Below are 13870 nucleotides of genomic sequence, written 5' to 3'. Positions count from 1 at the left end.
GTTCGTGCTGGCTTAGCGACCGAGCGGGATGATGATCCCGGTTGAAATCACGCCGTAGATCCCATCGTCATAGCCGGTCGCGGCATTGAGGAAGACGGATTTGTAGCTCACCTGTAGAGAGGGGGCGAAGCCCGTGTAGCCGTCGCCGAAGGAGTGGATATAGGCCCCGACGATCCCGGCCTGCGCCTGCGGGCCGATGTCCCACATTTTCGCGGCGGACAGATGCAGAGAGGTGTCCGAGCGGCTGTCGCGGTAGGCGCCGAAGGTGTAGTTCAGCCCATAGGCACGCTCGGCCCAAGTGAACATCAGGCCGGGGTTGAATTCATTGAAATCGTCACCGTCCTCCTCGCCCCAGTCGCCGTAATGATGCGAGGCAAGAGGGAGGACAGCGTAATCGGGAGCCAGATCGCCTGCGACGGCGGGGCTGGTCATCAGGAACAAGGCGGCAAGGAGCGGTTTGATCTGCATCGGTCTCGTGGATTTGATGTGTGTCTTGGCCTTTTGTACGAAGACCGGACCCGAATTAAGGCCCTGTTAAGGCTTTTACGAGGTCAGGAGCCGCCGGTGAAGGGGGTGTAGGCGAGCGACATGGCGGCGTTCATCAGGGTCCAGATCACGCCTGCGATCTTCCACCCCTTGCCCGCGTCACCTTTGGGCTTGGCGAGCCAGACTGCGCGGGCGACGAACAGCAGGTAGATGCCGAACAGAGCAAAGACCACAGGGATCAGCCCGTAAAGCGGCGGGATCGCGATCAGAAGCACATAGACCGGCACGAAAAACAGCGCGGCCAGGTAATTGCCTGCCCAGAACGTGTCGCCCAGACCCTCACGACCCGCCAGAAGGCTTTTCCAGAAGCCGAGCGTGAACATGCGGGCGCGTTCTGCCTCGATCTCGCTCTCATTGGCAGGGGTGAGATCGGCGGGGATATGGTCGTCGTGTTCGGGTGTGGTCATCGCAATCTCCTTTGGCTCATCTGGTCACGATTGCCTGCGCGCCGCAAGTCAACGCCGCGCAAAAAGACGTTTCACCACCGGCCATTGCGAGATCGCCACGCCTCCGAGGATCAGCGTCAAGGCGATGATCAGAGAGGGCGGCAGCGGTTCGCCCAGAAGTTTCGACCCCAGGACGACGGACCAGACCGGGACCTGATAATTCACCAGCGTCATGAAGGTCGGCCCGGCGGAGCGGATCACCAGGACACGCAACTGGTTCATCGCGGCGGTGGAGATCACGCCGAGGAAAATGAGCGCGACAAAGGCTTTGAGCGGCGGCAGACCGGGCGTGCCTTCGGCTATGAGAGAGAAGGGCAGGGTGATCAGCGCGCCGCTGGCCATCATGATCGTGGTCAGTGCGGTGGAGTTGATCGGAGGCAGGCGACGAATGGTGATCGAGTTGAGCGCATAGCAAAGCGCCACCGTGAGACAGGCCATGCGCCCCCAGAATTCGAGATCGGCACCGGAACTGTGCAGCGCATCCTGACCGACCAGAAGAAAGACGCCGAGAAAGCCGAGCGCGACGCCGATCACGGAACGGATTGTCAGCCGTTCTCCGGCCACCATGAAATGCGCCATGGGAAGGACCACCAGCGGCACGGCGGCCATGGAGGTGCCTGCGAAACCGGAGGTGACATATTGCTGTCCCCAGTTCAGAAGCAGAAACGGTACGCCGGAGGAAATCGCCCCGGCCCAGATCAGCGCAACCGGGTGTGGCGGGTTCTCCGGGTCCGTGCCCATTTTGAACCCGTCCACGCCCCAGAACGCCGCCATGATGATGGCCGCGATGGCGAGGCGGAACGTGGCCAGCCAGAAGGGGGAGATGCCGGTGAGGGCAATCTCGATCACCATGAAGGTGGAGCCCCAGACAAAGCCGAGGATGCCGACCATGATCCAACTGGCCGGGGTGATATTGGGGAGCGGAGACATTCTGAGCCTTTTCAAATGCAAAAGACCCCGACGCATGCGCCGGGGCCTTTCGTCTCGGATGACGTAGCGCTTAGTTGCGCGACTTGTCCACCATCTTGCCGGCGGTGATCCACGGCATCATGCCGCGCAGTTTCGCACCGGTTTCCTCGATGAGGTGTTCGTCATTGGCGCGACGCGAGGCTTTGATCGTCGGCTGACCGACGGCGTTTTCAAGCATGAAGTCACGCACGAATTTGCCTTGCTGGATGTCGGAGAGAACCTCTTTCATCGCCTTCTTGGTCTGCTCGTAGGGCAGGATGCGCGGGCCGGTGACGTACTGGCCGTATTCGGCGGTGTTGGAGATGGAGTAATCCATGTTCGCGATGCCGCCTTCGTAGATCAGGTCCACGATGAGTTTCACTTCGTGCAGACATTCGAAATAGGCCATTTCCGGCGCGTAACCGGCTTCGACCAGGGTTTCGAACCCGCAACGGATCAGCTCGACAAGACCGCCGCAGAGCACGGCCTGCTCGCCGAAGAGGTCGGTTTCGCATTCTTCGCGGAAGTTGGTCTCGATGATGCCGGAGCGGCCGCCGCCGATGGCGGAGCAATAGGACAGACCGATCTCAAGCGCTTTGCCGGTGGCGTCGGTGTCGACAGCCACGAGGCAGGGCACGCCGCCGCCTTTGGTGTATTCGCCGCGCACGGTGTGACCCGGGCCTTTCGGCGCCATCATGATCACGTCGATGCCCGGTTTCGGCTCGATCAGGCCGAAATGCACGTTCAGACCGTGGGCGAAGGCGATCGCGGAGCCTTCTTTGAGGTTGTCGTGGACGTATTTCTTGTAGGTCTCGGCCTGAAGTTCGTCGGGCATGGTGAACATGATCACGTCACACCAGGCGGCGGCTTCGGCGATGCCCATCACGGTCAGGCCTTCGGCTTCGGCTTTCTTCGCGGAGGGGGAGCCTTCACGCAGTGCGACGACAAGGTTTTTCGCACCGGAATCGCGCAGGTTCAGCGCGTGGGCGTGGCCTTGCGAGCCGTAGCCCAGAATGGCGACTTTCTTGTCCTTGATGATGTTCACATCGCAATCGCGATCATAATAGACGCGCATGGGGCGTTCCTTTTTCTGTCTTGTCCAAGTCACTTGCGTGGCTGAGGCTTTATTGCGCATGAAAAGACGTTTTTGACAACAAAGTTTGATCTAATTTGCAATTTGTGTAATAAAATCATTCTCAATAAATCGACATAATGAAAATATCATGCAAGTTGACGATGCCGACCGCAGAATTCTGCGCCAGATTCAGGCCGAACCGGAGGCACAGGCCTCCGATCTGGCCGAGCGCGCGGGCGTGACGCCTGCCACCTTTGCCCGCCGCCTCGACCGGATGCGCGAGGCGGGCGTCGTCAAGGCGATCCGCGAGGAGGTCGACTGGCGTGCCTTGGGCTATGCGGTGGAGGTGAGCCTTCGGATCACCCTCGACAAGACCGAACCACGGGCCTTTGACGAATTCATTCAGGCGGCGCGTGAGGTGCCGGAGGTCATCAACATTGGCACTTTCCTCGGTCGGGTCGATGCGCGGCTTCTGGTGATCGCACGCACCATGGCGGATTACCAACGGATTTACCGCGACAAGATCCTGACCCTGCCGCATATGACCGACATTGAGGCGCTGATGCAGGTGGCGACGATCAAGGACAGCCAATCGGTGCCGCTATGATCGAGCTCGACGACATCGACCGCAAGCTGATCCGGGCGCTCTGTGAGGATGCGACGCAATCGGCGGGCGCTCTGGGGCGCGAGTTGGGTCTCAGCCAGCCCGCGACCTGGCGGCGGATCAGGCGGTTGCGAGAGGGCGGTGTGTTTGGGCCGCGCCGGGTGGACCTCGATCTCGAGGCGCTGGGCTTTGGCGTCACCGTGTTTCTGGGGGTGAAACTGGCGACGAAGGGACGGGTGAGCCTCGAAGATTTCGAACGCGGCGTGCGCGCGATCCCGGAGGTGCAGACGGTGCAGCACGTCTTGGGAGTTTTCGATTACCGCCTCAAGGTCGTGGCGCAGGACCTGCCGGATTTCGAACGCGTGCTCCGGCGCCGGATCATGACCCTGCCGGGGGTGGGGAATGTTGAGGCCAATGTGGTGCTTTCCGACGAACGCCGGCCCGGACCGCTTTGATGCATGAGTTTGACGCATGAAAAAGGCACCCGAAGGTGCCTTGCAGATCATGTCCGGTGCTGGATTTCCTCCGGTGGAAGTTCGGCATAGCCGGTGATCATCGGCGTCACGAGGTTCTCACTTTTGCGCTTCTTGTACCAGAAGATCGCAGCGATATGGCCCAGAACCATGAGCAGCAGCAGGAAGGACAGCGGCTCGTGATAGGACAGCGCTTTGCGTGCGGTCTCGATCGGCACGTATTGCGCGAGAGGACCGACGTTGATGTAATCCTCCGGGTCCGACAGCATGCCGGTGAGGACCTGCATGGCCAGCACGATCAGCACGCCGACGACGAACAGCGCTCCGACCGGGTTGTGCCCGTAACTGCGCGAGGGCGTCGCGGAGGGGAGTGTCCGGGCATAGGCGATGACCTTGCCCGGACCTTTGACGAATGTAGCGAAACGTGCGGTGTAAAAGCCGAAAAAGCCCCAGAGCACACGCAGCACCACGATCGCGGCCACGGCGTAGCCCGCGTAGAAATGCAGTGTCATCTGGTCGGGGCCGAATTTTCCAAGCCCGAAGGCGGTGAAAAACGCGATCACCAATGCCCAGTGCAGTACACGCACCACCGGGTCCCAGACATAGGTTTTTTCAAGCTGTTCCGTCATATCCCGCCGCGCCCCGATCAGAAATCGGCCGCGCGATAGTCGTCGTGGCAGGCCTTGCAGGTGCCGCCAAGTTTGCCCACCGCCGGGCGCAGCGCGTCGAGACCGGTGCCGGCCACGTCATTGAGTTCGACCACGGCCTGATAGAAGGCCATGCCTTTTTCCTGAACGCCGGCCATGTCGGACCAGATCGCGGCCTTGGCGCGGGTTTCGCCCGGCAGGTCCTCGCTCGAGGTGCCCGGCACGTAGAGATCGGCGGTGTGATAGCCGGTGAGCGTCAGGATGTCCTTGGCGGACTGGCTGGCGGTTTCGGCGTCGTAATCGATCTTGCCCTGAGCCATGCCGCCGAGCGTGGCCATTTCATAGCCGACAAGCGTGTAGAAGGCGCGACGGGCCTTTGCCACGTCAGAGGGGGCCTGCGCGACGGCGCCGGTTGCGGCGGTGGCCGCGATCACGGTGGAAATGAGAAGTTTACGCATTGGATAGGGGTCCCTGTCTGGTCACAAAATAAAAAGCGTACAATCCGCACGATGGCAGAGATCATGTCACAGCATTGCGTAATTTGAATGTGACAATCTATCCTTAGCTCTCGGGAGGGGCTCCAAAAGCGGGTCAACTTTTTGTTATGATTGAAAATGTTTGCGCAAACACAGACTGTTTGCGCAAACGAAGCGGGGTGCCGACGGTCAGGCGGAAAGAATCCGGCTGACCATCTCGGTGGTGTCGCGCGACAGGTTCGGAGTGGCCAGAATGCGCTCCAGTTCGGTACGGATCATGCCTTGCCGGTCGGCGTCGTAGCGTTTCCATGTCTCGAAAGCGCCACTCATCCGGGCGGTGATTTGCGGGTTTAGGGAATCGAGTCTAATCAATTGATCCGCAAGCAATTTATAGGCTCTCCCGCTGTCATGATGGAACCCGGCGTGGTTCGCGGACAGCGCGCCGAACACCGCGCGGAAGCGGTTCGGGTTCTTGTTGGTGAAGGCCGGATGGTGGCTCAGCGCCTCGGCCACCTCGGCGGCTTTCTCGGGGGCGGCGGAAGCGACCTGCATGGTGAACCATTTGTCCAGCACGAGACGATCATCTTTCCATTGCGTTTCAAAGGTTTGCAGCTCGTTCGTGCCTAGCCCGGCGGAGAGGAGCGCCTGAAGGGCTCCGGCCTGTTCGGTCATGTTGTCGGCCTGCGCAAAGAGCGATGTCGCGGCGGCGCCACCGTCCAGAAGCGCCAGATAGGACAGGGCGGCAAGGCTCAGAGAGCGGCGACCGGAGCCCTCGGCATCCGGCGTGAACGTGCCGGGTTCCGTCGGTCGGAACAGCGTCGGCAAAGCGTCGGACAAGTGTCGGGCAACGGTGTGGCGCAGGCTTTCGCGTGCGTCGTAGATTTTCTGCGGATCGGGGGTGATCCCGGCGTCGAACAGGGTCTGCGCCAGATCGTCCTGAGACGGCAGGCCAAAGACCAGAGCGCGGAACGCGGGGTCCTGCGTCTCGTCGGTGAGCACCGCCCGGATCGCGTCGAGATAGGCCGGGGCGGGGGCCGCATCCCGGACAATCATCGCGATCAACGTGTCCTTGGCGAGCATCCGGCCCATTTCCCATGTCTGGAACGGGTCGGTGTCATGCGCCAGAAGGAAGGCGCGGGTGGCGTCGTCAATCTCGCGCTCCAGAATCACCGGCGCGGAGAAATCCCGCAGCACGGAGGCCACTGGACGCGCGCCCAGGCCCTCGAAGGTGAAACTTTGCTCAGCCTCGGTCATCTCGAGCACGGTGGTCGGTACCACCTCGTCACCATTGGGGCCGATGAGGCCGACGGCGATCGGAATCACCTGCGGGTTTTTGGCGGTCTGACCGGGCGTCGGCGGCGTGGTTTGCGTGAAGCTCAGCGTCAAGGTGCCATCGTCCCAAGCCTCGCTCATTTTCAGGCGCGGTGTGCCCGCTTGCGAATACCATTGTTTGAATTGTGCAAGATCACGACCCGTCACCTCTTCGAAGGACGCCAGCCAATCCTCGATGGTCACGGCCTCGCCGTCGTGGCGGTCGAAATAGAGATCGCAGCCCTTGCGATAGGCCTCGTCACCAATAAGGCGACGCAGCATGCCGATGATTTCCGCACCCTTCTCGTAGACGGTGGCGGTGTAGAAATTGTTGATCTCGACAAAGCTTTCGGGGCGCACCGGATGGGCCAGCGGGCCGTTGTCTTCACGGAACTGGCGGGCGCGCAAAATCATAACCTCTTCAATGCGTTTCACCGCGTGAGAGCGCATGTCGCCGGAGAACATCTGGTCGCGGTAGACCGTCAGACCTTCTTTCAGGCAAAGCTGGAACCAGTCGCGACAGGTGATGCGGTTGCCGGTCCAGTTGTGGAAATACTCATGCGCGATGATGCCTTCGATGCGTTCGAAATTGGCATCGGTCGAGGTCTCTTTCGAGGCCAGCACACAGGAGGAGTTGAAAATGTTCAGCCCCTTGTTTTCCATCGCGCCCATGTTGAAGTCATCGACGGCCACGATGTTGAAAATGTCCAAATCGTATTCGCGCCCGTAGGTGTCTTCGTCCCATTTCATCGACTTTTTGAGGGCTTCCATGCCGAAGGCGCATTTGTCCTCGTCGCCGGGGCGAACCCAGATGTTCAGCTCGACCTCTTTGCCGGATTTTGTGGTGAAACTGTCGGGATGGTTGATCAACTCGCCCGCCACGAGGGCGAAGAGATAGGAGGGTTTCGGCCATGGATCGTGCCAGACAGCGACCCCGTCGCCGCGCTCCACCGGGTTGCCGTTCGACAAGAGTACGGGCTGGTCGCCCTCGATGCGCACCGTGAAGACCGCCATCACATCGGGGCGGTCGGGGTAGAAGGTGATCTTGCGAAACCCTTCGGCTTCGCATTGGGTCGAATACATGCCGTTCGACATGTAAAGCCCTTCGAGCGCGGTGTTGGTTTCGGGGGAAATCTCCACCTCGGCCTCCCAGACAAAGGGCGCGTCGGGCACGTCCGCCTCGATGCCCCCCTCGACCTTGCGTGGGGTGACGGGCGCGCCGTCAATCGCGGCGGAGATCAGCTCAAGCTCTTCGCCATGCAGAAAGAAGCGCGTGTCGGAGGCCGCCGGGTTGGGCGCAAAGGCGATTTTCGAAATCACGCGCGTCGCGGTCGGATGAAGCTTGAAGGTCAACTCCACACTGTCGATCCGATAGCCGAAGGGGGTGTAATCTTTGAGGTGAATCGTTTGGGGGGCGGCGTCTTTCATCGGGCGACTCTTTCTGACTGTGATCCGCAGAAGGTAGGCCGCACGGGGCGGGGCTGCAACGCCGGACAGGGGAATTTGCGGCCAGAGCGCCGCGTGTCCATGCGGCAAGACGGCGGCCTTTGGCTTGTGTCCCGGGGGCAGCCGGGTAGTCTGCGCAATGAAATCCTACAAATTCAGGTGATTCCCATATGACGCGCGTCGATAAAGCTGGCCTCAAGGTCACTCAGGAGCTTGCCCAATTCATCGAGACCGAGGCTCTGCCGGGTACGGGCGTGACGGCGGAGGCGTTCTGGGACGGTCTGGCGGGGATGGTGCGCGATCTGGGGCCGAAAAACCGGGCGCTGTTGGAAAAGCGCGAGGAGATTCAGGCGAAGATCGACGACTGGCATCTGGCCCGCAAGGGGCAGGACCATGACGCGGCGGCCTATACGGCATTCCTGAAAGAGATCGGCTATCTGGTGCCCGAGGGGCCGGATTTCGAGATCGAGACCACGAAGATCGACCCGGAATTCGCGACCAAACCGGGGCCGCAGCTTGTGGTGCCGATCACCAATGCGCGTTACGCTTTGAACGCGGCGAACGCCCGTTGGGGGTCTTTGTACGATGCGCTTTACGGCACGGATGCGCTGGGCGATGTGCCGTCTGGTAAGGGCTATGACGCGAGCCGTGGGGCGCGGGTGATTGCCTGGGCCAAGGCGCATCTCGACGCGGTGGTGCCGCTGGCGGGGGGCTCTTGGGCGGACGTGACGGGGCTGACCGTCAAGGGCGATCTGTTGCTTGTGGAGGGCGCGATGGGTGAGACGGGTCTGGCCGACCCGGCGCAATTCGCGGGATCGAGCGCGGGCCATGTCCTGTTGCAAAAGAACGGGCTTTATATCGACATCGTGATTGATCCTTCGACGCCTGTGGGCGAGCAGGACAAGGCGGGGATTTCCGACATTTTGCTGGAGGCCGCCGTCTCCGCCATCATGGATTGCGAGGATTCCGTGGCTGCAGTGGACGCCGAGGAAAAGGTTGGCGCCTATCGCAACTGGCTTGGCCTGATGAAGGGCGATCTGACCGAGGAGGTTACGAAAGGCGGCAAGACCTTCACCCGTGCGCTGCATGGCGACCGGGTGTTCACCGCGCCCGACGGGGCGGAGATCACCCTGCAAGGCCGTGCCATGATGTTGGTGCGCAATGTCGGGCATCTGATGACCAACCCGGCGATTGTCGACCCGGAGGGGCATGAGATCGGCGAGGGGATCATGGACGCGCTGGTGACCGCGATGATCGCCATGCACGACCTGCAAAAAACCACCGGCCCGCGCAATTCGCGCGAGGGCTCTGTCTATGTAGTGAAGCCGAAAATGCACGGGCCGGAAGAGGTCGCTTTTGCGGATGAGATCTTCACTCGCGTCGAGGAGATCCTCGGGTTGGAGGCGAATACCGTCAAGCTCGGCATCATGGATGAAGAGCGCCGCACCTCGGCGAACCTCAAGGAATGCATCCGCGCCGCTAAGCATCGTGTGGCGTTCATCAACACCGGGTTCCTCGATCGCACCGGCGACGAGATTCACACCTCGATGGAAGCCGGTCCGATGATCCGCAAAGGCGAGATGAAAGATCAGCCGTGGATCAAGAGCTATGAAGAGCGCAACGTCGATATTGGGCTGGCCTGTGGCCTCAAAGGCCGCGCGCAGATCGGTAAGGGCATGTGGGCCATGCCGGACCTGATGCAGGCGATGCTGGCGGCCAAGATCGCGCATCCGAAAGCGGGGGCGACGACGGCCTGGGTGCCCAGCCCGACGGCGGCGACACTGCACGCGACGCATTATCATAAGGTCGATGTCTTTGCGGTGCAGGACGAGATCGCGAAAGGCGGCGCGCGTGGCACGCTTGAGGATCTTTTGACCATTCCGGTCGCCAAAGGCGTCAACTGGTCCAACGACGAAATCACCGCCGAGATCGAGAACAACGCGCAGGGCATCCTTGGCTATGTGGTGCGCTGGGTCGATCAGGGTGTCGGCTGTTCGAAAGTGCCGGACATTCACGACATTGGCCTGATGGAAGACCGCGCCACCTGCCGGATTTCGTCGCAGGGGCTGGCGAACTGGCTGCACCATGGCGTTGTCTCCGAGGCGCAAGTCATGGCTGCGATGCAGAAAATGGCCGCCGTCGTGGACCGTCAGAACGCGGACGATCCGCTCTATGTGCCGATGGCGCCGTCGTTTGATACAATCGCGTTCAAGGCGGCTTGCGATCTGGTATTCAAGGGCCGGGTGCAGCCCTCGGGCTACACGGAACCGGTGCTTCATGCGCGGCGTCTGGAACTGAAAGCGAAGGCCTGACAAGCTTTGTCTTGAATTCTGAGAAAATGGAAAGGGCGGCGCGGGGAGCCGCCCTTTCCAACTCTTGGATCAGTGCGCGTGGGCCGGGGCCGGTTTGACAAGCGTGGTGATCTGATAGAGCGCGCTCAGCCCCACAAGGGTGTATACGATGCGCGAGAGCGCGGACATCTCGCCGAAAATGGCCGCGACGAGGTCGAAGCCGAACAGGCCGACGAGACCCCAGTTGAGGCCGCCGACGATCAGCAGCACGCGGGTCAGGATATTCAGTGCAGTCATGGTGGTTTTTCCTATGAAACAGGTGTTGCGTGAGACGGCAAGGCGGGCCGTAGGGTCACATGTCCGACGGCAGGATCACCTTGTCGATCACGTGAATGACGCCATTGTCGGCGGCCACATCCGCCGCGATCACGGTGGCGTCGTTGATCATCACCTTGCCCTCCATGGTCTTGATCATGACGTCGCCTCCCTCGACCGTCGTGGCGCTGTCGAGCTTGACCACATCACCGCTCATGACTTTGCCGGGCACGACATGATAGGTCAGGATCTGCACAAGCTTGTCCTTATTCTCGGGCATGAGCAGCGTTTCGAGTGTGCCCTCGGGCAGGGCGGCGAAGGCGGCATCGGTCGGGGCGAAGACGGTGAACGGGCCATCGCCTTTGAGCGTCTCGACAAGGCCCGTTTCGGTGAGCGCGGTTGCCAGGGTGGTGAAATCGCCTGCGGCGACGGCGGTGTCGACGATGTCATCGGCGAAGGCCGGGGCGGAGAAGCCCAGAGACAGGCCCAGCGACAGAGCGGTCAGGGCGGCGGCAAAGGTGCGTTTCGGGGTCGGCATGTTTTCCTCCTAAAGTCGTCCCGCACCGGGTACGGTAGCAGGGCTGTGTTTTTCGATGATTTTATTTTGGTGCAAAATGTTTTTCACAACATGCACATTTGCGTGATGATATAAACTTTATACCTGTGGTAAAAATTATCTGCTAAGGTCGACACCGCAGGTCAAACAAACACGACTTTGGGGGGCGCGCATGCTGTCCGACACACTGACGGAAAACCTCGAACAGTATCGAATCGGGGAAAAGATCAACCGGTTGCGCCGGGAAAAGGGGCTCGGATTGACCCAGCTCGGCGCGCATACCGGCCTGTCCGCCGGGATGTTGTCCCGGCTGGAGCGCGGGCAGGCGGTGCCGACCCTGCCGACGCTCATGCGCATTGCGCTTGTGTTCGGCGTCGGGCTGGATCACTTCTTTGCCGATCCCGCTCAGGCGCCGGTCTGCGCGGTGGTTCCGAAAAGCGACCGGATCGCGATGCGGGTCGAGATCGGCGAGAAGCTGTCGCATCTGTTCGAAAGCCTCGATTACCCGGTGCGCAATGCGCCGCTCTCGGCCTACACGGCGGAATTTCCGCCCGGCGGCCCGGCCAGTGCGCCGCATCGTCATCCGGGAATGGAGCTTTTGTTTGTGCTCGAAGGTCGGCTGGGGTTGACCGTTCACGGTCGACGCCACACGCTCGGACCCGAAGACGCCATGTGTTTCGAGGCGGATCATGATCATTTCTATGAGAATTTGGGCGAAATCCCGGCGCGGGTGATCGTTGCGGTGGCGAAATGATTGCGCAGCGCCCCTGTGCAGGGGAACACATGTGCGCGGCTTTTCTCCTGCTTCGATTCTCCTTAGAGTAAGAAAAAAAGGATGCAGAGGCGTTATGACCAGACCCATCGTTGGTATCATCGGCAATTCGAACCTGCTGGACGGCAGCTACCCGGCCTTCACCGGCGGGCGGATGAATGCCGAGGCGGTGTCCGATGTGGCGGGCTGCATGCCGCTTCTGATCCCGCCGCATCCGGGGTTTGTCTCCGTCGAGGAGCTGATGGCGGCCTGTGACGGGTTCGTCTTCACCGGCGGGCGCCCGAATGTGCACCCGGAGGAATATGGCGAAGAGGAAACCGCGGCGCATGGGGCGTTCGACCGCTGCCGCGATGCGGTGACCCTGCCGCTGATCCGGGCCTGCGTCGAGAAAGGCCAACCGATCTTCGGCATCTGCCGCGGGTTTCAGGAGGTCAATGTCGCCATGGGTGGCACGCTTTACCCGGAGATTCGCGAATTGCCCGGGCGGATGAACCACCGGATGCCGCCGGAGGGGACTTTGGAGGAGAAATTCGCTCTGCGCCACCCGGTGAAGTTTTCGAAAGGCGGGGTGTTCGAGGCGCTTTTGGGCGCGGACGAGGTGATGACCAACACACTCCATGGTCAGGGGATCAAGAAACCCGGCGCGCGCATCGTGATCGACGGCTATGCACCGGATGGCACGCCGGAGGCGATCTATGTGAAAGATGCGCCGGGGTTCACTTTGGCGGTGCAATGGCACCCGGAATATCGCGCCGGTGAAGATCCGGTGTCACGCCCGCTGTTCGAAGCGTTCGGCAAGGCGGTGCATGCCTTTGCCGAGGCGCGGCGCAAGAAGGTGGCGGAAGAGGCCTAAGGCGCGGCGGGTTTACAGCCGTTTTTCCATTCGGAAGTTTTCGATCCCGACCGACTGGTGCGTCGCGGTATGGCGGATCACGGTCTGGCGCGCCACCACGCGCCAGCCGCGTTTTTCAAAAAAACGGCGCGCCAGGTGCGACGCCTCGGTGTCCATCTGCGTGAGCCCAAGGCGCCGGGCCTCCGCTTCGCAGGCCTCATAGAGTTTGAGCGCGGTGCCCTTACCCATTTCTTCGAGCGCGACATAGGCGAAGTCGATATGACCATCGTGCCCCATGGTGAAAAAGCCGACGATCCGACCCCATCGGGTGGCGCAGATCGCATAGCCTTCGGTCAGGCGGTCGGGCCAGCTTTCAGGGGCATGCTCACGGGGCGGGGCCCAGGCGGCGCGTTGCTCCGCAGCGTAGAACGCGCCTGTGCCGCCATGGATGGTGCGATGAAACAGCGCATAGCAGGCATCGGCATCTTTTCTTTGCACGGGACGTAGCTTTGTGGCGCGCAGTTTCACGACATTTTCCTCGCCTGAACGGTTTCGGTTCAGTAGGTCTTTTCACGGCTGTGCGAAAAAGGCGATGCGTTTGCGATGAAATATCTCGATTATCCGCCGATCTGGTTGCTGGGCTTCATCGGGCTGACATGGGCTTTGGCGCAGGTCGGCCTGACAATTGCGCTGCCGCTCTGGCTGAAGGCTCTGGGCGGGGTTCTGATCGCCCTCGGGCTGGGGCTCATGGCGTTGGCGGCCTTCGCGATGTGGCGGCATCATACCACCGTGGTGCCGCATCGCATTCCCTCCGAGATTGTCACCGACGGGGTCTTTCGCCTGACAAGAAACCCGATTTACCTCGGCGATGCCTTTACACTTGCTGGCTTTGCTTTACTGTTCGGCAGCCCGGCAGGGGTGGTTTTTGTTCCCGTTTTCATGGCGGTGATCCAGAGCCGGTTCATAGCCGAGGAAGAAGCATGGCTCGGGACGAAATTTTCGGAAGAGTTTCAAACCTGGGCGAAAAAGACACGGCGCTGGCTGTGACCTCCCGTCACAGTTTCGGTAATGTTTGCGCAATAATGTTGCGCTGCATTGCCGCGATTGGGTAAGGAAGGTGCCAGCGATTGAA

16 protein-coding genes are annotated in these 13870 nt (G+C 61.1%); 6 read left to right on the top strand and 10 right to left on the bottom strand.

The features are described 5' to 3' along the window. Positions 1-12 precede the first annotated feature (12 nt). The 4 genes from NH195_RS05330 to ilvC form a co-directional block, all read right to left on the bottom strand. The gene (locus NH195_RS05330; protein WP_066704223.1) at positions 13-468 is read right to left on the bottom strand and encodes a hypothetical protein; all 456 of its coding nucleotides are present in this window, start codon (positions 466-468) and stop codon (positions 13-15) included. A gap of 83 nt (positions 469-551) precedes the next feature. Beyond that, positions 552-953, bottom strand: a complete 402-nt coding sequence (locus NH195_RS05325) for a hypothetical protein (RefSeq protein ID WP_066704220.1) — start codon at positions 951-953, stop codon at positions 552-554. Between the two features lie 48 nt (positions 954-1001). Then, positions 1002-1922 (bottom strand): DMT family transporter, encoded by a 921-nt coding sequence (locus tag NH195_RS05320; protein WP_066704214.1) that lies wholly within the window; start codon positions 1920-1922, stop codon positions 1002-1004. A gap of 70 nt (positions 1923-1992) precedes the next feature. Continuing rightward, entirely contained in the window at positions 1993-3015 is a 1023-nt protein-coding gene (ilvC, locus tag NH195_RS05315) for a ketol-acid reductoisomerase (protein WP_066704210.1), read from the bottom strand. A gap of 148 nt (positions 3016-3163) precedes the next feature. On the opposite strand from ilvC, the gene NH195_RS05310 reads away from it, so the two are divergent. Both NH195_RS05310 and NH195_RS05305 read left to right on the top strand, forming a co-directional pair. After that, positions 3164-3622, top strand: a complete 459-nt coding sequence (locus NH195_RS05310; RefSeq protein ID WP_066704207.1) for an Lrp/AsnC family transcriptional regulator — start codon at positions 3164-3166, stop codon at positions 3620-3622. Continuing rightward, positions 3619-4074, top strand: a complete 456-nt coding sequence (locus NH195_RS05305) for an Lrp/AsnC family transcriptional regulator (RefSeq protein ID WP_066704205.1) — start codon at positions 3619-3621, stop codon at positions 4072-4074. Before NH195_RS05310 ends, NH195_RS05305 begins: the two co-directional genes overlap by 4 nt. Before the next feature lie 47 nt (positions 4075-4121). On the opposite strand, the gene NH195_RS05300 is transcribed toward NH195_RS05305, so the two are convergent. From NH195_RS05300 to pepN, 3 genes are all read right to left on the bottom strand, one after another. Further along, positions 4122-4721, bottom strand: a complete 600-nt coding sequence (locus NH195_RS05300; protein ID WP_066704203.1) for a cytochrome b/b6 domain-containing protein — start codon at positions 4719-4721, stop codon at positions 4122-4124. A gap of 17 nt (positions 4722-4738) precedes the next feature. Then, positions 4739-5197 carry a c-type cytochrome gene (locus NH195_RS05295; RefSeq protein WP_066704199.1) on the bottom strand — a complete coding sequence of 153 codons (459 nt, stop codon included), beginning with the start codon at positions 5195-5197 and terminating at the stop codon, positions 4739-4741. Positions 5198-5404: 207 nt separating this feature from the next. Then, a complete protein-coding gene (gene pepN / locus NH195_RS05290; RefSeq protein WP_066704198.1) occupies positions 5405-7954 on the bottom strand; it encodes an aminopeptidase N in 2550 nt (849 codons plus the stop codon). Between the two features lie 188 nt (positions 7955-8142). Between pepN and NH195_RS05285 the strand changes: the two genes are divergently transcribed. After that, on the top strand, positions 8143-10284 hold the full coding sequence (locus NH195_RS05285) for a malate synthase G (protein ID WP_066704196.1): 2142 nt from the start codon (positions 8143-8145) through the stop codon (positions 10282-10284). Between the two features lie 69 nt (positions 10285-10353). Here the strand turns inward: NH195_RS05285 and NH195_RS05280 are convergent, their stop codons facing one another. Together NH195_RS05280 and NH195_RS05275 are read right to left on the bottom strand one after the other, a co-directional pair. Further along, positions 10354-10560, bottom strand: a complete 207-nt coding sequence (locus NH195_RS05280) for a DUF378 domain-containing protein (protein WP_066704194.1) — start codon at positions 10558-10560, stop codon at positions 10354-10356. Positions 10561-10615: 55 nt separating this feature from the next. Continuing rightward, on the bottom strand, positions 10616-11116 hold the full coding sequence (locus tag NH195_RS05275; protein ID WP_066704191.1) for a fasciclin domain-containing protein: 501 nt from the start codon (positions 11114-11116) through the stop codon (positions 10616-10618). Between the two features lie 190 nt (positions 11117-11306). Here NH195_RS05275 and NH195_RS05270 point away from each other — a divergent pair, with 190 nt between their 5' ends. Both NH195_RS05270 and NH195_RS05265 read left to right on the top strand, forming a co-directional pair. Next, positions 11307-11888, top strand: coding sequence for a helix-turn-helix domain-containing protein (locus NH195_RS05270; protein WP_066704189.1), 582 nt, complete (start codon positions 11307-11309; stop codon positions 11886-11888). Positions 11889-11982: 94 nt separating this feature from the next. Beyond that, on the top strand, positions 11983-12759 hold the full coding sequence (locus NH195_RS05265; RefSeq protein ID WP_066704187.1) for a gamma-glutamyl-gamma-aminobutyrate hydrolase family protein: 777 nt from the start codon (positions 11983-11985) through the stop codon (positions 12757-12759). A 12-nt stretch (positions 12760-12771) separates the two neighbouring features. On the opposite strand, the gene NH195_RS05260 is transcribed toward NH195_RS05265, so the two are convergent. Beyond that, positions 12772-13266: a GNAT family N-acetyltransferase gene (locus NH195_RS05260; protein WP_157779782.1), complete on the bottom strand. Its 495-nt coding sequence runs from the start codon at positions 13264-13266 to the stop codon at positions 12772-12774. A gap of 75 nt (positions 13267-13341) precedes the next feature. Between NH195_RS05260 and NH195_RS05255 the strand changes: the two genes are divergently transcribed. After that, complete coding sequence (locus NH195_RS05255; RefSeq protein WP_066704184.1) at positions 13342-13785, top strand: methyltransferase family protein; 444 nt, start codon at positions 13342-13344, stop codon at positions 13783-13785. Positions 13786-13870: the final 85 nt, after the last annotated feature.

Source organism: Celeribacter ethanolicus (assembly GCF_001550095.1).
Lineage (GTDB): Bacteria > Pseudomonadota > Alphaproteobacteria > Rhodobacterales > Rhodobacteraceae > Celeribacter > Celeribacter ethanolicus.
The sequence above is the reverse complement of the archived record's forward strand: the minus strand, read 5'-3'. Positions and strand labels throughout refer to the sequence as shown.

What these genes read in the sequence shown, in the direction of transcription:
- NH195_RS05330 (WP_066704223.1), bottom strand. Translation starts at nt 468, where the DNA reads ATGCAGATCAAACCGCTCCTTGCCGCCTTGTTCCTGATGACCAGCCCC.
- NH195_RS05325 (WP_066704220.1), bottom strand. Translation starts at nt 953, where the DNA reads ATGACCACACCCGAACACGACGACCATATCCCCGCCGATCTCACCCCT.
- NH195_RS05320 (WP_066704214.1), bottom strand. Translation starts at nt 1,922, where the DNA reads ATGTCTCCGCTCCCCAATATCACCCCGGCCAGTTGGATCATGGTCGGC.
- ilvC (WP_066704210.1), bottom strand. Translation starts at nt 3,015, where the DNA reads ATGCGCGTCTATTATGATCGCGATTGCGATGTGAACATCATCAAGGAC.
- NH195_RS05310 (WP_066704207.1), top strand. Translation starts at nt 3,164, where the DNA reads ATGCAAGTTGACGATGCCGACCGCAGAATTCTGCGCCAGATTCAGGCC.
- NH195_RS05305 (WP_066704205.1), top strand. Translation starts at nt 3,619, where the DNA reads ATGATCGAGCTCGACGACATCGACCGCAAGCTGATCCGGGCGCTCTGT.
- NH195_RS05300 (WP_066704203.1), bottom strand. Translation starts at nt 4,721, where the DNA reads ATGACGGAACAGCTTGAAAAAACCTATGTCTGGGACCCGGTGGTGCGT.
- NH195_RS05295 (WP_066704199.1), bottom strand. Translation starts at nt 5,197, where the DNA reads ATGCGTAAACTTCTCATTTCCACCGTGATCGCGGCCACCGCCGCAACC.
- pepN (WP_066704198.1), bottom strand. Translation starts at nt 7,954, where the DNA reads ATGAAAGACGCCGCCCCCCAAACGATTCACCTCAAAGATTACACCCCC.
- NH195_RS05285 (WP_066704196.1), top strand. Translation starts at nt 8,143, where the DNA reads ATGACGCGCGTCGATAAAGCTGGCCTCAAGGTCACTCAGGAGCTTGCC.
- NH195_RS05280 (WP_066704194.1), bottom strand. Translation starts at nt 10,560, where the DNA reads ATGACTGCACTGAATATCCTGACCCGCGTGCTGCTGATCGTCGGCGGC.
- NH195_RS05275 (WP_066704191.1), bottom strand. Translation starts at nt 11,116, where the DNA reads ATGCCGACCCCGAAACGCACCTTTGCCGCCGCCCTGACCGCTCTGTCG.
- NH195_RS05270 (WP_066704189.1), top strand. Translation starts at nt 11,307, where the DNA reads ATGCTGTCCGACACACTGACGGAAAACCTCGAACAGTATCGAATCGGG.
- NH195_RS05265 (WP_066704187.1), top strand. Translation starts at nt 11,983, where the DNA reads ATGACCAGACCCATCGTTGGTATCATCGGCAATTCGAACCTGCTGGAC.
- NH195_RS05255 (WP_066704184.1), top strand. Translation starts at nt 13,342, where the DNA reads ATGAAATATCTCGATTATCCGCCGATCTGGTTGCTGGGCTTCATCGGG.